The sequence below is a fragment of the Pseudomonas sp. PA-6-3C genome, from assembly GCF_021605825.1.
Classification (GTDB): domain Bacteria; phylum Pseudomonadota; class Gammaproteobacteria; order Pseudomonadales; family Pseudomonadaceae; genus Aquipseudomonas; species Aquipseudomonas edaphica.
In genome coordinates this window covers 13,797-37,780 of the sequence record NZ_WKDV01000030.1, presented here as the reverse complement: position 1 = coordinate 37,780, position 23,984 = coordinate 13,797, and the positions used below count along the sequence as shown (strand labels likewise).

8 protein-coding genes are annotated in these 23,984 nt (G+C 59.2%); 1 reads left to right on the top strand and 7 read right to left on the bottom strand.

Annotation, left to right across the window (positions count from 1 at the left end):
• Nucleotides 1-242 precede the first annotated feature (242 nt).
• From GIW48_RS19590 to GIW48_RS19560, 7 genes are all read right to left on the bottom strand, one after another.
• Nucleotides 243-1,163 (bottom strand): LysR family transcriptional regulator, encoded by a 921-nt coding sequence (locus GIW48_RS19590; RefSeq protein WP_017136615.1) that lies wholly within the window; start codon nucleotides 1,161-1,163, stop codon nucleotides 243-245.
• A gap of 60 nt (nucleotides 1,164-1,223) precedes the next feature.
• Nucleotides 1,224-2,072 (bottom strand): ABC transporter permease, encoded by an 849-nt coding sequence (locus GIW48_RS19585; RefSeq protein WP_236461020.1) that lies wholly within the window; start codon nucleotides 2,070-2,072, stop codon nucleotides 1,224-1,226.
• An 11-nt stretch (nucleotides 2,073-2,083) separates the two neighbouring features.
• Nucleotides 2,084-2,935: an ABC transporter ATP-binding protein gene (locus GIW48_RS19580; protein WP_017136617.1), complete on the bottom strand. Its 852-nt coding sequence runs from the start codon at nucleotides 2,933-2,935 to the stop codon at nucleotides 2,084-2,086.
• 20 nt (nucleotides 2,936-2,955) lie between these two features.
• The gene (locus GIW48_RS19575; protein ID WP_170039346.1) at nucleotides 2,956-3,849 is read right to left on the bottom strand and encodes a TauD/TfdA dioxygenase family protein; all 894 of its coding nucleotides are present in this window, start codon (nucleotides 3,847-3,849) and stop codon (nucleotides 2,956-2,958) included.
• Nucleotides 3,850-4,063: 214 nt separating this feature from the next.
• Nucleotides 4,064-5,428 (bottom strand): HlyD family type I secretion periplasmic adaptor subunit, encoded by a 1,365-nt coding sequence (locus tag GIW48_RS19570; protein ID WP_017136619.1) that lies wholly within the window; start codon nucleotides 5,426-5,428, stop codon nucleotides 4,064-4,066.
• A complete protein-coding gene (locus GIW48_RS19565; RefSeq protein WP_026013663.1) occupies nucleotides 5,418-7,574 on the bottom strand; it encodes a type I secretion system permease/ATPase in 2,157 nt (718 codons plus the stop codon). The genes GIW48_RS19570 and GIW48_RS19565 overlap by 11 nt, the downstream gene beginning before the upstream one ends.
• A 41-nt stretch (nucleotides 7,575-7,615) precedes the next feature.
• Nucleotides 7,616-8,974, bottom strand: coding sequence for a TolC family outer membrane protein (locus tag GIW48_RS19560; protein ID WP_017136621.1), 1,359 nt, complete (start codon nucleotides 8,972-8,974; stop codon nucleotides 7,616-7,618).
• Nucleotides 8,975-9,315: 341 nt separating this feature from the next.
• Here GIW48_RS19560 and GIW48_RS19555 point away from each other — a divergent pair, with 341 nt between their 5' ends.
• Complete coding sequence (locus GIW48_RS19555) at nucleotides 9,316-23,889, top strand: retention module-containing protein (protein WP_236490677.1); 14,574 nt, start codon at nucleotides 9,316-9,318, stop codon at nucleotides 23,887-23,889.
• The last annotated feature ends 95 nt before the right edge of the window (nucleotides 23,890-23,984 follow it).

Genomic DNA, 23,984 nt, shown 5'->3' with positions numbered 1-23,984 from the left:
CGAGCAGGCTTGCCCTGCGTTGGGCTGCGAAGCAGCCCCAGTAAAGGCACTGCAGTTTTTCCTGAAAGTACTCAGCGTCTGGGTTTGGGGCCGCTTCGCAGCCCAACGCAGGGCAAGCCTGCTCGCCACAAGGGTAATTGGCTGCCTTTAAAAGTTGTGTAAGCGGTGGGTCAGGCAATGAATCCCTACACAGTCAGACCGCCATCGCAGGCAAGCCAGCTCCCACATTGATCGAGTGCACTTCAGCTGGGCTGGGCTTCGAGCCAGGTGGCATGGCAGCTCTCGCGCATGGTTTCGCGCAGCCATTTATGGGCCGGGTCTTTGTCGAAGCGCGGGTGCCAGGATTGGGCCAATACCAACGTCGGCAAGGAGATAGGCAACGGGAAGGCGCGCAATGGCAGGTTCAGGCGGTTGGCGCTCAGCAAGGCTTCCTTTGGCACCGGCAGCAGTAGATCAGAGTCGGGCAGCATGAACATCGCGCCGTGAAAGCCTGGGGCGATCATTGCCACGCGGCGCTCCAGGCCTTGGGCATTCAGCGCAGTGTCAATCGGGCCACGGGCGATGCCGCGTCGCGAAATGCTGATATGGGAATAGCTGGCAAACCGTGCGGCGGTGATTTCTTCGTCGAACAGCGGGTGATCTTGCCGCGCCAGGCCAACAAAGGTGGTGGAAAACAAATTCTGTACCTTCACCTCCGGGCTGGCCGGCAACGTATTGCTCACGCGCAGGTCCAGGCGCCCTTCGCGCAGCGCGTCGTCGTCGGTATCACCTTCGGGCACAAAGCACAGCTCGCACAGCGGCGCCATGCGCTCCATGGTGTCGAACAACCGACCGCCGTACACGCCAACAAAAAAGTCATTGGCCCTCACGCTGAAGCGGCGGCGCAAGGTGCTGAGGTCTACCTGGTCCGCGGAGCGAAACAGCAACGCCGCCTGTTCCACCACGTTGCGCACCTGGCCTTGCAGCTGCAAAGCCTTGGGCGTCGGCACCAGGCCGCGACCGGCCCGCACCAGGATCGGGTCGCCCACCGCCTCGCGAATCCGCGTGAGCGTGCGGCTCATGGCCGCCGGGCTGAGGTTCATCCGCCGCGCCGCGCCGACCACACTGCCCTCGTCGAGCAAGGCGTCGAGGGCGACCAACAGGTTCATGTCCGGTAGTTGCATGCCAAGCACTCGTGAGCAGTGGGGAGTGAATTGCACGCAATCCTAGCAGGGATCAGTGGCTCAGCGCTGCATGCCCCAGCGCTTTACGGTGAGCCGCTCGAAAGTATCAAACACCAGGTTTTCCACCAGCAGGCCGATCAGGATCACCACGGCCAAGCCGGCAAACACTTTGTCGGTGTACAGCTCGTTGCGGTTCTGGAAGATGTACCAACCCAGCCCGCCTTTGGCGCTGGTGGCGCCGAACACCAGTTCAGCGGCGTTCAGTGTGCGCCAGGCAAAGGCCCAGCCGATTTTCAGGCCGGCCAGGATCGACGGCAGCGCCGCCGGAATCAGGATGAACAACACAAAACGCATGCCCTTGAGGCCGTAGTTGCGACCGGCCATGCGCAGGGTTTCGGACACGCCGAGAAACCCCGAATAGGTGTTCAGCGCCAAGGCCCACAGCACCGAATGCACCAGCACAAAGATCAGGCTGTTCTGCCCCAGGCCAAACCACAGCAGCGCCAGCGGCAGCAGGGCAATCGCCGGCAGCGGGTTGAACATTGAGGTCAGGGTACTGAGCAGGTCGCGGCCCAGTTGGGTTGAGACCGCCAGCGTAGTGAGGGCAAACGCCAGCACGATGCCGATCAGGTAGCCCTTGATCAGCACCGCCAGCGAGATCCAGACCTTGCTCAACAGCTCACCGCTGAGCAAGCCGTCGAACAGTGCTTGGGAGGTCTGCAAAAAGCTCGGCAGCAGCAGGTCGTTGTTCTGGTAGCGGGCGACCGCCTCCCAGAGGATCGCGAGCACGATCAGGATCAAGCCCTTGCGCAACCAGCCTTGCTGCCACAGGCGTTGGCGCAGGGGCAGTTCGCGCTCGACAGGGACGCTGAGCAGTGGTTCGAGGGTGACTTCAAATTCCTGGCGCATGGTTCGGCCCCTTAGTAAGCAATGCGGATATCGGCGAAACCCAACTCACGTTCGGCTTCGGGCGCTTCATCGAACAGCAGGCGATGAATGCGCCGCGCCGACGCCTGGAATTCCACACCGCCGAGGCTGTGCAGGTCGTATTGATGGCTGTGGATTTCTGCCCGCACGCGCCCGGGATGCGGCGATAACAACAGGATGCGGTTGCCCACCACCAGCGCTTCTTCGATGGAATGGGTGACGAACAACAGGGTGAAGCGCACTTCTTCCCACAGCAGCAGCAGTTCCTCCTGCATCTTGCGCCGGGTCAGGGCATCGAGGGCGGCGAAGGGTTCGTCCATCAGCAGGATTTTCGGTTGCATGGCCAGGGCGCGGGCGATGGCCACCCGGGCTTTCATGCCGCCGGACAGGGTGTGCGGGTAGGCGTCGGCAAAGGCACTGAGGCCGACTTTTTCCAGGTAGTGCAGCGCGCGTTCTTCGGCTTCGCGGCGCTTGAGGGTCTTGGAGGCCAACAGCGGGAACATCACGTTCTGTTTGACGGTTTTCCACGGTGGCAGTTGGTCGAATTCCTGGAACACCACGATGCGATCCGGCCCGGGTTCGTCGACCTTTTGCCCCAACAGGCGAATCTCGCCTTCGCAGGGTTTGATAAACCCGGCGATGGACTTGAGCAAGGTGGATTTGCCGCACCCCGAAGGGCCGAGCAGCACGTAACGGTCGGCCGGGTCGATTTCGAAACTGACCTGGTGCGTGGCCCGCACCACACGCTCGGGCGTGCGGTATTCGAGGCTGACGTTGTCCACCGCCAACAGCGGTTTGGCGGTACTCAGGGTGCTGGCCGCGTGGCCTTGCAGGGGCGCGTTCATGTCAACTCTCTTGCCGGGAATCAGAAAGGCGCATCGCCCTGGATGGTGGTGCGAAACAGTTTGCGGCGCAGATGGCTCGGGCAACCGGCAGCCAGGTGGATCAGCGAGCGGTTGTCCCAGAACACCATGTCGTGGGGCTGCCACTGGTGGCGATAGATGTTCTGCGGCAGCACGCTGTGAGCGTAGAGCTGGGCCAGCAGGTCGCGGCTTTCGTCTTCCGGCAGGTCGACGATACGGGTGGTGAAGCCTTCGCTGACGAACAGGGCTTTGCGGCCGTTTTCCGGGTGGGTGCGCACAATCGGGTGGACCACTTCCGCCACCTGAGCGAGCTGCTCGGGCGTGAGGGTTGGGCGCCAATTACCTTCGAATTTGGTTTCGCTGTAGCGCGCCGTGTAGGAGTGCGCGGCGCTGCGGCCTTCCACGGCTTTGCGCAGGTGCTCGGGCAGTTGGTCCCAGGCTTTGTGCATGTCGGCGAACAGGGTGTCGCCGCCTTCGGAGGGCAGCTCCTGAGCGTGCAGCATCGAGCCCAGGCTGGGCAGCTCTTTATAGGAGAGGTCCGAATGCCAGAATTTACCCGCATCACCCAGGCCGATGGATTGGCCGTTCTCGATGATGTTGGAGACGATCAGGATTTCCGGGTGGTTGGCCAGCAGGAACTGTTTGAGCACGTGGATCTGCAGCACGCCGAAGCGGCGGCTGAAGGCGATCTGTTGTTCGGGGGTGATGCGTTGGTCGCGGAACACCACGACGTGGTGATCCAAATGCGCGCGGTGGATGCGCGCGAAGTCTGTGTCGTTGACCGGGCGGGACAAGTCCAGGCCAACGATCTCGGCGCCGACGCTGCCGGGCAGTGGGCGAATCTCGAAGGATTGGGCGGTTGGGGTCGCTGTTGGAACAGTAGAGGTGGCGGACATGAGGGCACTCCCGGTCGGACAGGGGAGTGAATTTATAGGTATAAGAATGGAAGCTTAAATACCGTTAGCGAATATCGATATGCTTTAGGGTTGGGACCTGCGGTGATTTGGATGACGCTATCGCAGGCAAGCCAGCTCCCACATTTTGATATGTGAACACATTCAAATGTGGGAGCTGGCTTGCCTGCGATGAGGTCACAACAGGCGCCGAAGATCAGCGCTCGTGCAACGCCTCGGCCCGCGCCTTGATGATCGGCTTGAGCAGGTAGCTGAGGATACTTTTCTTGCCGGTAATGATATCCACCGAAGCCACCATGCCAGGAATGATCAGCAACGGCTTCTCGTCGGTGCCCAAGTGGCTGCGATCAGTGCGCAGGGTGATCATGTAGTAGGTGGTTTTCTTGTCTTCATCGGTGATGGTGTCGGCACCGATGCGTTCAAGCTTGGCCTTGAGGCCGCCATAGATGGTGTAGTCATAGGCGGTGAATTTGACGATCGCTTCTTGCCCAGGGTGCAGGAAGGCGATGTCTTGCGGGCGGATCTTGGCTTCCACCAGCAGGGTGTCATTGAGCGGCACGATTTCGACCATGTCGCTGCCCGGCTGGATCACGCCGCCCACGGTGTTGACCAACAGCTGCTTGACGATGCCGCGCACCGGCGAGGTGACCAAGGTACGGCTGACGCGGTCTTCGAGGGCACGGCCGGTGGACTCGGCCTTGTTCAGCTCGGTGCGGGCTTCATTGAGTTGGGTCAGGGCTTCGCTGCGGAATTTGCCACGGGTTTCGTCGATCTTGCGCTGCACTTCCTTGATCGCCGACTCGGCGCGAGGGATCGCCAGGGTGGTGGCGTCCAACTGACCGCGGGTTTCCATCTCGGCGCGCTTGAGGCGCAATACTTCCACCGGCGATACCGCGCCCTGGGCCACCAACGGCTCCGACATGTTGATTTCCTGGCGTTGCAGGGACAACTGGCTGCGGTACTGGCCTTGCTTGGAGCTGAATTCGCGCAGTTCCTGCTGGCGCTGCACCAGTTGCTCCTGCAAACCACCGACTTCGTCTTTTAATTGCTGACGGCGGCTTTCATACAGCGAGCGCTCGTTGGCGGCCTGGCTGGGCGCAGCCTTGAGCACGTCATCCGGGATGTTCAGCGGACGGTCATCCACCTGCGCACTCAGGCGCTCGACGCGCAGTTGCATGGCCAGGCGCAAGGCTTCGGTTTCGCCGGCATTGGAGACAAACCGGGTGTCGTCGAGGCGAATCAACGGCGCACCGGCTTCGACGATCTGGCCTTCCTTCACATACAGTTCGGAGACGATGCCACCTTCCAGGTTCTGGATTTTCTGCAGCTTGGACGACGGAATCGCCTTGCCGTCGCCACGGGTGACTTCGTCGATGCTGGAAAAACCGGCCCAGGTCACCAGGAATATGAAGAACGCGATGATGGCCCAGATGGTCAGGCGGATCACCCTCGGCGCATCTTCGATCAGCGCTTTGTTGACTTCAGGCAGGGGCTGGCCCTGCAGCGAGTCGGTGCCTTTGAAGTAGCGGCCGACCGCGCTTTTGATGGAGTTAAGCAACACTGATCTGCCCCTTTTTCAACGCTTCCATAACCACGGCTTTCGGGCCGTCTGCGAGGATCTGCCCACGGTCGACCACCAACAGGCGGTCCACCAGCGAGAGCAGTGAGGCACGGTGCGTCACCAGCACCACGGTCTTGCTTTGCACCACAGCTTGCAGGCGTTGTTTCAAGCGTTCTTCACCGGTGTTGTCCATGGCGCTGGTGGGTTCGTCCAGCAGCAGGATGGGCGGGTTGAGCAGCAGCGCGCGTGCCAGGGCGACGTTCTGGCGCTGGCCGCCGGACAGGTTCTGCCCACGCTCGCCCACTTGCAGTTCATAACCTTGTGGGTGCAGGCGGGCGAATTCGTGCACGCCGGCCAATTCCGCGGCTTGCAGGACCATTTCGTCTTCTACATAGCGCGCACCGGAAACCAGGTTGTCGCGCAGGGTGCCGGCCAGCAATTGAATGTCCTGAGCGACGTAGCCGATGTTGTGGCGCAACTCGCTCACGTCGATCTGGCGTACGTCCACACCGTCCACCAGCAAGGCGCCGGAGTCGGGCTGGTACAGGCCGACGATCAGTTTGGCCAGGGAGCTTTTGCCCGAGCCACTGCGGCCGATGATGCCGATTTTCTCGCCTGGCTTGATCACCAGGTTGATATTTCTCAGCGCGGCGTTCTGCTGGTTCGGATACGTGAAGTTCAGGCCACGGCACTCAATGGCACCTTGCAGGGTGCGGCGGCTCATGGGCCGCTCTTCGAAATTGCGCTCCTGGGGCAGTTCCATCATCTGGTCCACCGAGGTCATGGTGACCTTGGCTTGCTGGTAACGGGTCAGCAGGCCCGACAGCGAGGCCAGCGGGCTCAGGGCGCGGCCACTGAGCATGTAGCAGGCAATCAGGCCGCCCATGCTGAGGTTGCCGTCGATGATCTGGTAAACGCCGAACACGATCATGATCACGCCGGCCAGTTGCTGGATGAGCAAGGTCATGTTCATCGACAGACCCGACAGCAACTTCACGCGCAGTTCGAGGCGGCTGAGGGTGCCGATGGTCTGCTCCCAGCCGTACTGGCGCTCGCTCTCGGCGTTGTTGACCTTGACCGCATCAAGCCCGGCGAGGGTTTCGATCAGGCTGGACTGGCGCTCGGCGGCCAGGGCCATGGTCCGCTCCATAGTCGCCACCAGCGGTTTTTGCAGGGCATAGCCGATGCCCAGGGCCAGCGGGAAGGCCAATACCGGGATCCACACCAGGTGCCCGCCCAGGATGGCGATCACCAGGAAAATCAGCAGGGTAAACGGCAGGTCGATCAGGCTGGTGAGGGTCAAGGATGCGAGGAAATCACGCAGGCTCTGAAACTCATGGATATTCTGCGCGAAGCTGCCAACCCGTGCCGGGCGGTACTTCATGGACATGCCGACAATGCGCTCGAACAGCGTGGCCGAGATGATCAGGTCGGTTTTTTTGCCCGCCAGGTCCAGGCACAAACTGCGCAGGCTTTTGAGAACCAAGTCGAACAGGTAGGCGCCGCAGATACCCACGGCCAGCACCCAGAGGGTCGCGGTGGCCTGGTTTGGCACGACACGGTCGTACACGTTCATCACAAACAGCGGCGCGGCCATGGCGATGATGTTGATCAGGAAGCTCGCGGCGATGGCGTCGGTGTAGAGCCAGCGCGAACGTTTGAGCGTGTCGCGAAACCACGAGCGCGCCCGAGGGATCAGGGTGCCGTGGTTGACGTCGAATTTGTGCTGAGGCTGGGCGAAGAAGACTTTGCCGATGTAGTCATTGGCCAGCAGCTCACGCTTGATCAGTACTTCACCGCCGTCGCTTTCGCTGAGCAGGATGCGTGCTTCGTCTTCACCTTGCCAACCCACCAGCACGGTACTGCGGCCGTCCTTGAGCAACAGCAGCGCCGGCAGTGCAATCGTCGGGATCTGCTCCAGCTTGCGCTGCAACACCCGGCCTTGCAGCCCGGCACGCGCGGCTGCACGCGGCAGCAACTCGGCACTCAGTCGCTGCGACGGCAGCGGCAAACCGGTGGTGAGCATGGCCGCGCTGGCAGGTTTTTGATGCAGGGCACAGAGCGCCAACAACCCGTCCAGTAACGGGTCGTCGTGGAGCGTGCGTGGATCATGACTGAGATGAACTCGACTGACTTCGGATTCCACGCGGCGCACTCTCGACTAACAGATGGGGCTATTGGGGTGGCTCAATTCATCCCAGGCAGTTGAACTTTAGGTTTCACGTCGTTCTGTACGACGGACGCCATCGGTGCGACCACTCCCTGGCTTTTGAGCAATTCACCCATGGTCGCCTTGATTCGATACTGAGTAAATAACTGAATGTTCTTGATCTCTTCCAGACGACGGGAAGCGGTGAACAATTCGTTCTCGCTGTCGAGCAAGTCGAGCAGGGTTCGTTGGCCGAGGCTGAACTGCTGCTGGTACGAAGTACGCACGCGGGTGCTGTGGTCGACGTATTGCTGGGCAACCGGCAACTGCGCATTGGCGTTGTTCAAGGCGTTCCAGGCCAGGCCCAGTTCTTCATTGAGTTGGCGCAAGGCGTTGTTACGGATATCCAGGGCTTGGCTGGTCTGGTACGACTTGGACTGCAAGTCGGCCTTGTTGCTGCCACCGGCGAACAGGTTGAAGCGCATGCGCACCATGGCTTCCCAGCCGTTGTTATGGCTGGCGTCGCCGGCTACGTTGTTATCGGCGTTGGTGCCAAGCTCGGCATCAAAGCGTGGGTAGAAGGTCGACTTGGCAGCTTCGTACTGGCTCTCGGCGGCGGAGATATCCGACTCGGCCGAGCGCAGGATCGGGCTGTTATCGAGCATCTGGCGACGGGCTTCATTCAGGTCCGCCGGCAGCATGGCCATAAATGGCGCTGGGCGCTCAAGCTGGTCGGGCATCTGGCCGACGGCGCTGAGGTAGTTGACCTGGGAGTCGGCCAGGTTGGTCTGCTCGGTGATCAGGTTGTTGCGAGCCTGGGCCAGACGCGCTTCGGCCTGGTCCTGGTCGGCACCGTTGCCGACACCGCGCTGGGTGCGCAATTTGATCTGGTCGTAGATGCGTTCGTGGTTGCGCAGGTTCTCTTCGGCCAGGCGCACGAATTCGCGGCGGGTCAACACGTCCAGGTAGACCTGGGCCACGGTCAAACCGGTGCGCTCGGAGGTGCCGAGCAAGGAATAAGCACGGGAGTTGACGTTGGCTTGTTGACGCCCAACTTCGCTGGACGTGGCGAAACCGTCAAAAATCATCTGTTGCAGGCGCAGGCTGGACTCGCCGCGGTTGAGCGTGTCCCAGTGGTTGCCGTTTGGGCCGTTGGCGGCGCGGGTGGTGGAGTTATCGGTGCCTTCGCGACCGTAACCGGCGTTCAGGTCAACGCGCGGCAAGTAACCACCTTGAGCGGCGCGCAATTGGTAATCGGCGGCGATACGGCTGTTCACGCCGGCCTGGATTTCCGGGTGCACATCCAGCGCCTGCTGCATGGCCTGGGGCAATGTTTGGGCTTGTACGAAACCGGCGGCGAGTACGAACGGTATTGCCTTGAACAGGTTCAAACGCATTTAAAAATTCCCCAGGACTTCTTGTCTCAAATCACAGCGATTGGTACCGCTGCGTCGGATAATGGCTACCGTAATGACCGTACGTCGGAAAGTTCAAAAAGCGGAACTGCTTCACACATGTAGGACGGTTCGCCGCATAAATATCAATGTGACATTACGGGGCCAATTGTTTAGGATGGCGACCATAAGGTCAATACTTTGGCATAAACTAGATAACGAATAAATCTAGCCAATTATTTGACGTCAGTAACTACTTATACTACACCCCTCCTGTTTGGCCCTCCCCCCCCGCGAGCGGTCACATGGAATTCATCAGTAACGGATCGCCGGAGAAATCTTTAATGAGCAGTGTAGTTGCCATCGTCAAAAGCATTGTTGGTCAAGTTTTCGTTATTTCTCCGGAAGGGACGCGTCGTGTTTTAGTAGAAGGTGACCGTCTGTTCGCAGGCGACCAGATCGACACCGGCATGTCCGGCGCTGTGAGCCTTGAGTTGGCCGACGGCCGCACCCTGGACCTGGGCCGTGAAACCCAGTGGAGCGCCGACCTGCCGGACTCCAGCCTCGACCTGGCCGCTGCCGCCGAAAACGCCGCGCCGTCGGTTGCTGAACTGCAGCAAGCCATCGTTGCGGGCGCCGACCCGACCACCGACCTGGATGCTACCGCCGCCGGCGCGACGGCTGCCGGTAATGGTGCTGCGGGCGGGGGCCACAGCTTTGTTGTACTGGACGCGACGGCTGGCCGTGTCGACCCGACGATCGGGTTCCCGACCGGCCCACTGGGCCAGGGCGCCGCAACAACGACCCAACTCACGGGCGCCCAGGGCGCCGGTGGCAATGGCAACCTGGTCTTGCAGACGTCGACCCTGACGCTGAGCGCAACGCCGACCATCACTGAAGCTGGTGGTGTGCTGACCTACACCGCCACCGTCACGCAGCCGCCGATCAATGACCTGAGCATCACCCTGTCCAATGGTGCCGTGATCACCATCACCGCCGGCCAACTGACCGGCACCGTTAACGTGCCGCTGGCACCGAATGACAGCCCGTACATCGACCCAAGCCAGATCAACGTGAACGTCACCGGCACCACCGGCGGCAACAACCTGGTGCTGACGATTGACCCGAACCCGGCCGTTACGCAGATTACCGACACCATCGACACCACCACCGTCACGTTGACGGCGGGCAATACCGTGACTGAAGGCGGTCAGATTACCTATACCGCCACCCTGACCAACCCGGCGCAAACCCCGGTGACTGTCACCTTGAGCAATGGCTCGGTGATCACGATCAAGGCTGGGGAGTCGGTTGGCACTGTTGTTGTCGATACTCCGGCGAACGACGTTTACAACAATGGCTCGACTGTCAGCACTACTATTACCGGTGCGACCGGCGGCAACTTCGAAAACCTGGTACCGAGCACTACGCCTGCGGTTACTACGATCACTGATTCGATCGACACCACCACCGTCACGCTGACGGCGGGTAACACCGTGACCGAAGGCGGTCAGATCACTTACACCGCTACCCTGACCAATCCGGCGCAGACGCCGGTGACTGTCACCTTGAGCAATGGCTCGGTGATTACCATCAAGGCTGGGGAGTCGGTTGGCACCGTCGTCGTGGACACTCCGGCGAACGACGTCTACAACAATGGCTCGACTGTCAGCACTACTATTACCGGTGCGACCGGCGGCAACTTTGAAAATCTGGTGCCGAGCACTACGCCTGCGGTTACTACGATTACTGATTCGATCGATACCACCACCGTCACACTGACGGCGGGCAGTACCGTGACTGAAGGCGGCCAGATTACCTACACCGCCACCTTGACCAACCCGGCGCAGACGCCGGTGACTGTCACCTTGAGCAATGGCTCGGTGATTACGATCAAGGCTGGGGAGTCGGTTGGCACCGTCGTCGTGGATACCCCGGCGAACGACGTTTACAACAACGGTTCGACCGTCAGCACCACCATCACCGGGGCAACCGGCGGCAACTTTGAAAACCTGGTACCGAGCACTACGCCTGCGGTCACCACGATCACCGATTCGATCGACACCACCACTGTTTCGCTGACGGCTACCAATACCGTTACCGAAGGTGGGCAGATTACCTACACCGCCACCCTGACCAACCCGGCGCAAACCCCGGTAACTGTCACCTTGAGCGATGGCTCGGTGATCACTATCAAAGCTGGCGAATCTGTCGGCAGTGTGGTGGTCGACACTCCACCGAACGACGTTTACGTGAATGGCAGTACGGTGAGCACCACCATTACTGGCGCGACCGGCGGCAACTTTGAAAACCTGGTGCCGAACACTACGCCTGCGGTCACCACGATTACCGACTCGATTGACACCACGACGGTCACCTTGACGGCTCCGTCCGAGGCGAACGAAGGTGGTCAGATTACGTACACCGCTACGCTTTCCAATAAAGCGGGCACTGATGTAACGCTGAAGTTGGATAACGGTTCGACCATCACCATCAAGGCTGGCGATACCGTTGGCTCCGTGACTGTTGCGGCGCCTGGCGATGACGTGTTCATCGATAAGAGCACTCAAACCGTCAAGATCACTGACATTGCTGGCGGTAACTTCGAGAAGCTGGAAGTGGCTGGTGATGGTGCAACTACGACCATCAACGACACTATCGACAAGGTGGATGTCGTTCTGACCGCAACCACCACCGTCGGCGAAGGCGGCAACATCGTCTACACCGCCAGCCTTGTGGATAAAAACGGCGCGGCAGTGACTAACATCACCAACCCGTTGACCGTCACTCTCGATAACGGCCAGACCATCACCATCGGCGTTAATCAGTCCAGCGGCAACGTCACTGTTGTAGCTCCAGATGACGTGTACAAGGGCGACCAGACCGTCACTACCGCTATCACTAATGTGACCGGCGGTGAGCACTTCGAAAACTTGGTGCCAGGTACTACGCCTGTTAGCACCACCGTCACCGATACTCCGGGTACCGATAACACCACCACCGTGACACTGACGGCTCCGTCTGAAGTGAACGAGGGTGGTCAGATCACTTACACCGCTACGCTCTCCAATAAAGCGGGCACTGATGTAACGCTGAAGTTGGATAACGGTTCGACTATCACCATCAAGGCTGGCGACACCGTTGGCTCCGTGACTGTTGCGGCGCCTGGCGATGACGTGTTCATCGATAAGAGCACTCAAACCGTCAAGATCACTGACACTGCTGGCGGTAACTTCGAGAAACTGGAAGTTGCAGGTAACGGCGCAACCACCACGATCAACGACACCATCGACAAAGTGGATGTGGTTCTGACCGCCACCACCACCGTCGGCGAAGGCGGCAACATCGTCTACACCGCCAGCCTTGTGGATAAAAACGGCGCGGCAGTGACCAACATCACCAATCCGCTGACTGTGACTTTGGACAATGGCCAAACCATCACCATCGGTGTTAATCAGTCCAGCGGCAACGTCACAGTTGTCGCTCCAGATGACGTGTACAAGGGCGACCAAACCGTCACCACCGCTATTACTAATGTGACTGGCGGTGAGCACTTCGAGAATTTGGTTCCAGGTACAACGCCGGTGAGCACCACCGTCACGGATACTCCGGGTACCGATAACACCACCACCGTGACACTGACAGCTCCGTCTGCAGTAAACGAAGGTGGTCAGATTACGTACACCGCTACGCTTTCCAATAAAGCGGGCACTGACGTCACGCTGAAGTTGGATAACGGCTCGACCATCACCATCAAGGCTGGCGATACCGTTGGCTCCGTGACTGTTGCGGCGCCTGGCGATGACGTGTTCATCGATAAGAGCACCCAGACGGTCAAGATCACTGACACTGCTGGCGGCAACTTCGAGAAGCTGGAAGTGGCTGGTGATGGTGCAACTACGACCATCAACGACACCATCGACAAGGTCGATGTGGTTCTGACCGCCACCACCACCGTTGGTGAAGGCGGCAATATCGTTTACACCGCCAGCCTTGTGGATAAAAACGGCGCGGCAGTGACCAACATCACCAATCCGCTGACTGTGACTTTGGACAATGGCCAAACCATCACCATCGGTGTGAACCAGTCGAACGGCAGCGTGACCGTTGTAGCTCCAGATGACGTGTACAAGGGCGACCAGACCGTTACTACTGCTATCTCCAACGTGACTGGCGGCGAGCACTTCGAGAATTTGGTACCAGGTACTACGCCGGTCAGCACCACCGTCACCGATACATCGGGTACGGACAACACCACTACCGTCACGTTGACCGCGCCAAGCGCAGTCAATGAAGGCGGTCAGATTACGTACACCGCTACGCTCTCTAATAAAGCGGGCACAGACGTAACGCTGAAGTTGGATAACGGCTCGACTATCACCATCAAAGCTGGCGACACCGTCGGCACAGTGACTGTCCCTGCGCCTAGCGATGACGTGTTCATCGATAAGAGCACTCAGACCGTCAAGATCACTGACACCGCTGGCGGCAACTTCGAGAAGTTGGAAGTCGCAGGCGACGGCGCAACCACGACTATCAACGACACCATCGACAAAGTGGATGTGGTCCTGACTGCAACCACCACAGTCGGCGAAGGCGGCAACATCGTCTATACCGCCAGCCTTGTGGATAAAAACGGCGCGCCGGTGACTAACATCACCAGCCCGTTGACCGTCACTCTCGATAATGGCCAGACCATCACCATCGGTGTGAACCAGTCGAACGGCAGCGTGACCGTTGTAGCTCCAGATGACGTGTACAAGGGCGACCAGACCGTTACTACTGCTATCTCCAACGTGACTGGCGGCGAGCACTTCGAGAATTTGGTACCAGGTACTACGCCGGTCAGCACCACCGTCACCGATACATCGGGTACGGACAACACCACTACCGTCACGTTGACCGCGCCAAGCGCAGTCAATGAAGGCGGTCAGATTACGTACACCGCTACGCTCTCTAATAAAGCGGGCACAGACGTAACGCTGAAGTTGGATAACGGCTCGACTATCACCATCAAAGCTGGCGACACCGTCGGCACAGTGACTGTCCCTGCGCCTAGCGATGACGTGTTCATCGATAAGAGCACTCAGACCGTCAAGATCACTGACACCGCTGGCGGCAACTTCGAGAAGTTGGAAGTCGCAGGCGACGGCGCAACCACGACTATCAACGACACCATCGACAAAGTGGATGTGGTCCTGACTGCAACCACCACAGTCGGCGAAGGCGGCAACATCGTCTATACCGCCAGCCTTGTGGATAAAAACGGCGCGCCGGTGACTAACATCACCAACCCGTTGACCGTCACTCTCGATAACGGCCAGACCATCACCATCGGTGTGAACCAGTCGAACGGCAGCGTGACCGTTGTCGCTCCAGATGACGTGTACAAGGGCGACCAGACCGTTACTACCGCTATCACTAATGTGACCGGCGGTGAGCACTTCGAAAACTTGGTGCCAGGTACTACGCCTGTTAGCACCACCGTCACCGATACTCCGGGTACCGATAACACCACCACCGTGACACTGACGGCTCCGTCTGAAGTGAACGAGGGTGGTCAGATCACTTACACCGCTACGCTCTCCAATAAAGCGGGCACTGACGTCACGCTGAAGTTGGATAACGGTTCGACCATCACCATCAAGGCTGGCGACACCGTCGGCACCGTGACTGTCCCTGCGCCAAGCGATGACGTGTTCATCGATAAGAGCACTCAGACGGTCAAGATCACCGACACTGCTGGCGGCAACTTCGAGAAGCTGGAAGTGGCGGGTGATGGTGCAACCACGACTATCAACGACACCATCGACAAGGTCGATGTGGTCCTGACCGCCACCACCACCGTTGGTGAAGGCGGCAACATCGTTTACACCGCGTCGCTGGTCGACAAGTCGGGTAATGCGGTGACCAACATCACCAACCCACTGACTGTGACTTTGGATAACGGCCAAACCATTACCATCGGTGTGAACCAATCGAACGGCAGCGTGACCGTTGTAGCTCCAGATGACGTGTACAAAGGCGACCAAACCGTTACCACCGCCATCACTAACGTGACCGGCGGCGCGCACTTCGAGAATCTGGTGCCAGGCACTACGCCTGTTAGCACCACCGTCACCGATACTCCGGGTACTGATAACACCACTACCGTCACGTTGACCGCGCCAAGCGCAGTCAATGAAGGTGGTCAGATTACGTACACCGCGACCTTGAGCAACAAGGCCGGTACTGACGTAACCCTGAAACTCGACAATGGTTCGAGCATCATCATCAAAGCTGGCGACACCGTCGGCTCTGTGACCGTTGCTGCACCTGGCGATGACGTGTTCATCGACAAGAGCACTCAGACCGTCAAGATCACCGACACCACTGGCGGTAACTTCGAAAAACTGGAAGTGGCTGGTGATGGTGCAACTACGACCATTAACGACACTATCGACAAAGTGGATGTGGTGCTGACCGCAACGACCACAGTGGGCGAAGGCGGCAACATCGTTTACACCGCGTCGCTGGTCGATAAGTCGGGCAATGCGGTGACCAACATCACCAACCCGCTGACCGTGACCCTGGATAACGGCCAGACCATCACCATCGGCGTTAATCAGTCCAGCGGCAACGTGACCGTTGTAGCTCCAGATGACGTGTACAAGGGCGACCAGACCGTCACTACCGCTATTACTAACGTGACTGGCGGTGAGCACTTCGAAAACCTGGTGCCAGGTACTACGCCTGTCAGCACCACTGTCACCGATACTCCGGGTACTGATAACACCACTACCGTCACGTTGACCGCGCCAAGCGCAGTCAATGAAGGTGGTCAGATTACGTACACCGCGACCTTGAGCAACAAGGCCGGTACTGACGTAACCCTGAAGTTGGATAACGGCTCGACTATCACCATCAAAGCGGGCGACACCGTTGGCTCCGTAACCGTCCCTGCGCCTAGCGATGACGTGTTCATCGATAAGAGCACTCAAACCGTCAAGATCACTGACACTGCTGGCGGTAACTTCGAGAAGCTGGAAGTGGCGGGCGACGGCGCGACCACGACGATCAACGACACCATCGACAAAGTGGATGTGGTGCTGACCGCCACCACCACCGTTGGCGAAGGCGGCAACATCGTTTACACCGCGTCGCTGGTCGACAAGTCGGGTAATGCGGTGACCAACATCACCAACCCACTGACTGTGACTTTGGATAACGGCCAAACCATTACCATCGGTGTGAATCAATCGAACGGCAGCGTGACCGTTGTAGCTCCAGATGACGTGTACAAGGGCGACCAGACCGTCACTACCGCTATTAAAGGCGTCACCGGTGGCGAGCACTTCGAAAACCTGGTCCCAGGTACAACGCCGGTCAACACTACCGTCACCGACACTCCGGGTACTGATAACACCACTACCGTCACGTTGACCGCGCCAAGCGCAGTCAATGAAGGTGGTCAGATTACGTACACCGCGACCTTGAGCAACAAGGCCGGTACTGACGTAACCCTGAAACTGGATAACGGCTCGACCATCACCATCAAAGCTGGTGACACCGTCGGCACCGTAACCGTCCCTGCGCCTAGCGATGACGTGTTCATCGACAAGAGCACCCAAACCGTCAAGATCACCGACACCGCTGGCGGTAACTTCGAAAAACTGGAAGTGGCTGGTGATGGCGCAACCACCACCATCAACGACACCATCGACAAAGTGGATGTGGTTCTGACCGCCACCACCACCGTCGGTGAAGGCGGCAATATCGTCTACACCGCCAGCCTTGTGGATAAAAACGGCGCGGCAGTGACCAACATCACCAACCCGCTGACCGTGACTTTGGACAATGGCCAGACCATTACCATCGGTGTGAATCAGTCCAGCGGTACCGTCACCACTGTTGCGCCTAACGACGTATACAAAGGCGACCAGACCGTTACCACCGCAATTAAGGGTGTAACTGGCGGCGAGCACTTCGAAAACCTGGTGCCAGGCACTACGCCTGTTAACACCACAGTGACTGACACACCTGGCACTGCGGACACCACGACCGTCACGCTGACCGCGCCAAGTGCCGTCAACGAAGGTGGCCAGATCACTTACACCGCCACCTTGAGCAACAAGGCCGGTACTGACGTAACCCTGAAACTCGATAACGGCTCTTCCATCACCATCAAGGCTGGCGACACCGTCGGCACCGTGACTGTCCCTGCGCCTAGCGATGACGTGTTCATCGACAAGAGCACTCAGACGGTCAAGATCACCGACACTGCTGGTGGCAACTTCGAAAAACTGGAAGTCGCAGGCGACGGCGCAACCACCACCATTAACGACACCATCGACAAAGTCGATGTCGTTCTGACCGCCACCACCACCGTTGGTGAAGGCGGCAACATCGTTTACACCGCGTCGCTGGTCGACAAGTCGGGTAATGCGGTGACCAACATCACCAACCCACTGACTGTGACTTTGGATAACGGCCAAACCATTACCATCGGTGTGAACCAATCGAACGGCAGCGTGACCGTTGTAGCTCCAGATGACGTGTACAAGGGCGACCAGACTGTCACTACCGCTATTAAAGGCGTCACCGGCGGCGAGCACTTCGAAAATCTGGTCCCAGGTACCACGCCGGTTAGCACCACCGTCACCGATACTCCGGGTACCGATAACACCACGACCGTAACACTGACCGCGCCAAGCGCAGTCAATGAAGGCGGTCAAATTACGTACACCGCGACCTTGAGCAACAAGGCTGGCACTGACGTAACCCTGAAACTGGATAACGGCTCGACCATCACCATCAAAGCGGGCGACACCGTCGGCACCGTGACCGTCCCTGCGCCTAGCGATGACGTGTTCATCGACAAGAGCACCCAGACGGTCAAGATCACCGACACTGCTGGCGGCAACTTCGAAAAACTGGAAGTTGCAGGTAACGGTGCGACCACCACGATCAACGACACCATCGACAAAGTCGATGTGGTCCTGACCGCCACTACCACCGTTGGTGAAGGCGGCAACATCGTTTACACCGCGTCGCTGGTCGACAAGTCGGGCAATCCGGTGACCAACATCACCAGCCCGCTGACCGTCACCCTGGACAACGGCAAAACCATCACCATCGGTGTGAATCAGTCCAGCGGCACTGTCACCACCGTTGCGCCTAACGACGTATACAAAGGCGACCAGACCGTTACCACCGCAATTAAGGGTGTAACTGGCGGCGAGCACTTCGAAAACCTGGTGCCGGGCACAACGCCGGTGAATACCACCGTCACGGACACACCTGGCACTGCGGACACCACGACCGTCACGCTGACCGCGCCAAGTGCCGTCAACGAAGGTGGCCAGATCACTTACACCGCCACCTTGAGCAACAAGGCCGGTACTGACGTAACCCTGAAACTGGATAACGGCTCGACCATCACCATCAAAGCGGGTGACACCGTCGGCACAGTAACCGTCCCTGCGCCTAGCGATGACGTGTTCATCGACAAGAGCACCCAGACGGTGAAGATCACCGACACTGCTGGCGGCAACTTCGAAAAACTGGAAGTTGCAGGTAACGGCGCAACCACCACGATCAACGACACCATCGACAAAGTCGATGTGGTCCTGACCGCCACCACCACCGTTGGTGAAGGCGGCAATATCGTCTACACCGCCAGCCTTGTGGATAAAAACGGCGCGGCAGTGACCAACATCACCAACCCGCTGACCGTGACTTTGGACAATGGCCAGACCATTACCATCGGTGTGAATCAGTCGAATGGCAGCGTCACCGTTGTAGCACCAAACGACGTGTACAAAGGCGACCAGACCGTTACCACCGCCATCACCAACGTGACCGGCGGCGCGCACTTCGAGAATCTGGTGCCAGGCACTACGCCTGTTAACACCACAGTGACTGACACACCTGGCACTGCGGACACCACGACCGTCACGTTGACCGCGCCAAGTGCCGTCAACGAAGGTGGCCAGATCACTTACACGGCAACCTTGAGCAACAAAGCGGGTACTGACGTCACGCTGAAGTTGGATAACGGCTCGACCATCACCATCAAAGCGGGCGACACCGTCGGCACCGTGACCGTCCCTGCGCCTAGCGATGACGTGTTCATCGATAAGAGCACCCAGACCGTCAAGATCACCGACACCGCTGGCGGCAACTTCGAGAAACTGGAAGTTGCAGGTAACGGCGCAACCACGACGATCAACGACACCATCGACAAGGTTGATGTAGTCCTCACCGCCACCACCACCGTTGGCGAAGGCGGCAACATCATCTACACCGCCAGCCTTGTGGATAAAAACGGCGCGCTGGTGACCAACATCACCAGCCCGCTGACCGTGACCCTGGACAACGGTAAAACCATCACCATCGGTGTGAACCAGTCCAGCGGCACCGTCACCGTCGTAGCACCCAACGACGTGTACAAAGGCGACCAGACCGTTACCACCGCCATCACCAACGTGACCGGCGGCGCGCACTTCGAGAATCTGGTGCCAGGCACTACGCCTGTTAACACCACAGTGACGGATACCCCAGGCACCACCGATCTCACCAGCGTCACGCTGACCGCACCGAGTGCCGTCAACGAAGGCGGCACCATCACCTACACCGCCACCTTGAGCAACAAGGCTGGCACCGACATGGTAGTCACGCTGGATAACGGTTCGAGCATCACCATCAAGCAAGGTGCGACCGTAGGCTCTGTGACCGTTGCCGCGCCTGGCGATGACGTGTTCATCGACAAGAGCACCCAAACCGTCAAGATCACCGGCACTACCGGCGGTAACTTCGAAGGCGTGACCATCACTCCGGGCGGCGCGACCACCACCATCAACGACACCATCGATGATGTGACCGTGGTGCTCAAAGCCACCGGATCGGTCGCTGAAGGCGGTCAGATTACCTACACCGCATCGCTGGTCGACAAGAACGGCGCTGCAGTGACCAACGTCGGTTCCGACTTGGTGGTAAGGCTGGATAACGGCTCGACCATCACCATCGGCAACGGCAAGTCCAGCAGCACCACCACGGCTGTTGCGCCTAACGACGCGTATGTCGGCGCCAACGATGTGAACAACAAGATTACCGGCGTAGTCAGCGGCGGCGACAAGTACGAACACCTGATCGTCGACGGCAGCACCGTCACCACCAAAGTGACGGATGTGGTCAACAACACCACTATCAGCATCACCGGCGACGCCTCGGTGACTGAAGGCGGCACTGCGCATTACACGCTGACCCTGAGCAACCCGGCGCAAACCGATGTGACCGTGACGCTCAAGTACAGCGGCACCGCCACCGACGGTTCGGACTTCAACGGCGTATACACCGTGAAGATCCCGGCGGGCGCCAGCAGCGTGCCGTTTAACATCGCCACGATCGACGACAGGATCACCGAGCCGACCGAACAGATTGTCATCACTATCGACAAGACCACCGGCGGCAACTTCGAGAACCTGGTGGTCGGCAACGGCAGCGTCAGCACCAATATCATCGATAACGATGCGCCGCCGGTCATCGACCTGGACGCCAACAACTCCAGCGGCGCGACCGGTGCCGACTACAGAACCACGTTCACCGAAGGCACCGCCGGGCCGGGTGTGTCGATTGCCGACACCGATATCAAGATCACCGATCCGGACAGCACGATGCTGACCGGTGCGACGGTCACCCTGACCAACGCACAGGCCGGTGATGCACTGAACCTGGGCAACAGCGTCAATGGCATCATCGTCAGCACCAACAACCAGACGGGCACCATCACCCTGACGTTGTCGGGCAGCGCGACGCTGGCTGATTACATGCAGCGTATCCAGAACATCACGTTCACCAACAACAGTCACGACCCAAGCACCACGCCGCGGACCATCACCGTGACCGTGACCGATGGCGGCAACTATTCCAACGTTGCCACCACCACCGTTAACGTGGTGGCAGTCAACGATCCGCCAGTCGCCACCGGCAGCGCCGTGACCGGCACCGAAGACACGCCGCTGGCGCTGACCTGGGCCAACTTCGGCGTGACCGATGTGGATTCGCCACAAGCCAGCCTGGGCGTGAAAATCACCGACCTGCCGGTGGCCGGCAAGCTGCAATACCTGGCAGCGGATGGCACCACCTGGACCAACGTGACTGCCAACCAGACCTTCACCAAGGCCCAGATCGACGGCGGCCAGTTGCGCTTTATGCCTAACGCCAACGAGTCCGGCGCCGACGGTTATGGCGGCACCGGTGTTGGCAACAAGCAGGCTGATTATGCGCAGTTCAAGTTCCAGCCTACCGACGGCAAGGACCTGGGCAACAGCGCCACGGTGAAAGTCGATATCACACCCGTGGCCGATGCACCTACGCTGAACGTGGCCGATAACAATGTCGCCTCGACCGGTCTGATCAAACAGGGCTGGAACAGCATTGCCGGCCTCGGCACCAACGGGAACGGCGCGGCACCAGACGTACTGAAAAACGCCATCGACAACGCAGGTACGCCGAACAACACCAGTGTCGTCACCAATGTCGAGTCAGTCGACAATGTCAACGCCGGCTCTGGCTCCAAGATCTCCGGCCTGATGTACATGGAAGCTGGCAAGAGCTACACCTTCAGCGGCGTCGCCGATGACAGTGTGGTGGTCAACGTTGGCGGCAAAGACATTGCCAGCGGGCTATGGGCGACCAACAGCGGCAAATTCAGCGGCTCGTTTACGCCAACGGTCAGCGGTTACTACAGCCTCGAGATCTACCAAGCCAACCAAGCGGGGCCTGGCAGCTTTGACGTCAATCTGTCGATCAACGGCGGGGCGATTCAGAACTTGAGCACCAGCACCGTGCCGCTGTACACCGGCCTCACTGATTTGACCAACGCCGGTGTGACCGTGTCCGACCTGCATGGCAGCAACGGTGACGGTTATTACGTGGGCTACAAGCTTAACGAAGCCCAGGAAAACGGCACTGTGAAGCTGTCCAAGGTAACCACCGCGCTGACTGATACCGACGGTTCGGAAACCCTGAGCGTGAAGATCAGCGGCGTACCGGCAGGCTCGGTCCTCACCGACGCGTCCGGGCACACCTTCACTGCGACCAAAGGCGTGGGCGAAGTGAACGTCACGGGCTGGGACCTGAACACCCTGTCCATCAAGCCACCGACCTATTACAGCGGCCAGTTCAACCTGACCGTGACGTCGACCTCCACCGAAAGCCTCGGCGGTTCGGCGTCTACCACGGCGCAATTGCCAGTCACCGTGTACCCGGCAACCTACAACTCGGTGACGGGTACTTCGGGCAGCGACAACATTGTCGGCACTGACGGCAATGACATCGTCGTGGCCGATATCGGCGGCCTGAACGTGGTGCAAGGCAAGAACTACAACATCGCGTTCATGGTGGACAGTTCCGGCAGTATGAGCACCGCTTCGGTCAACGCGGCCAAAGCTTCGCTGACGTCGGTGTTCAACTCGCTCAAAGACAGCCTCGGCGCGAACACCTCGGGCACCGTGAACATCTTCCTGGCGGACTTCGATACCCAGGTGAACAAGTCGATCGCGATCAACCTTAACGATCCAAATGCACTGACGTTGCTCAAGTCCGTGCTGGATTCGATGGTGTCGGGTGGCGGTACCAACTATGAAGACGTGTTCAAGGCCACTGCGAACTTCTTCCAGAGTAACCTGGCAACCAGTAACACAAGTGCCACGAACCTGACGTACTTCATCACCGATGGTCAGCCAACCTACTACCAAAGCGGCGAGCAGACGAACCCGGTGGTGGTTGATTTCTATAGCAGCAACACCACCGATGGTCGCTTGGACGATTACATCAACACCAACAACTATGTGCTGGGCAACACCTTCAACATCAACGTCAATGGCACTAACCTGCAGTTGATCGACAGTCGTGGCCAGGTCCACCAGTGGGTGCAATACCGCGGTGGCAGTTGGTACGACAACGGCGTTATCGGCACCGTGCATGCCCAGGGCGACGGGACGTTTGAAGTCTCGTACCTCAACGGCAGCGGCAGCAGCACCGACTCGTCAACCACCAGCAATGCCAACAGCGGTTTTGCACTGCTCAAAGGCTTGTCGGCGGTTGAAGCCATCGGTATCAACGGCGACGTCAGCCTCAACGACCTCAAGCCTTACGACACCGATGGCAAGCCGCAAAGCAACATCGATCCGAAGGACCTGGCCAACGCGATCCTCGGCCACACCGAAGCCACGCTGCCAGGCGCCGACACCATCAGCGGTGGCGACGGCAACGACATCCTCTTCGGCGACCTGGTGAGCTTCAGCGGGATTACCGGTGAGGGCTACAACGCACTGCAGGCCTTTGTGGCACAGAAAACCGGCGTGGCTGTCTCGGCGGTGACCACCTCGAACGTGCACCAGTACGTCACCGAGCACTACGCGGACTTCGACGTCTCCGGCGCCAAGGACGGCAACGACACGCTGTTGGGCGGCGCAGGTGATGACATCCTGTTCGGCCAGGGCGGCAACGACCTGCTGGACGGCGGCAAAGGCAATGACATCCTGTTGGGCGGCACCGGTAACGACACCCTGATCGGTGGGCCGGGCAACGACATCCTGATCGGCGGCTCGGGTGCCGACACCTTCGTCTGGAAGGCGGGCGACTTCGGCAACGACGTAATCAAGGACTTCAAGGCCTCGGAAGGTGACCGGATCGATCTCAAGGATCTGTTGAAAGGTGAGACGGACAGCACCATCGACAACTACCTCAAGATCACCACGGTAGAAGGTGTGTCGACCCTGCAAATCAGCAGTGAAGGCAAGCTCAACGCCGCCGGCGGCCTGGCCAATGCCGATGTGACCATCAAGCTGGAAGGCAACGATTGGTCGCACACCAGCATCAACTCGCTGATTACAGGCGCCGACCCGACCATCAAGATCGACCACACCTCCTAAGCTGTGATTTATCGGCCGCCCGCAAGGGCGGTCGATTTGCTTGGGCGATACGTCGCTGGCCCTGGCGGCCGGTTGCATCGCATACTCGCGACCAT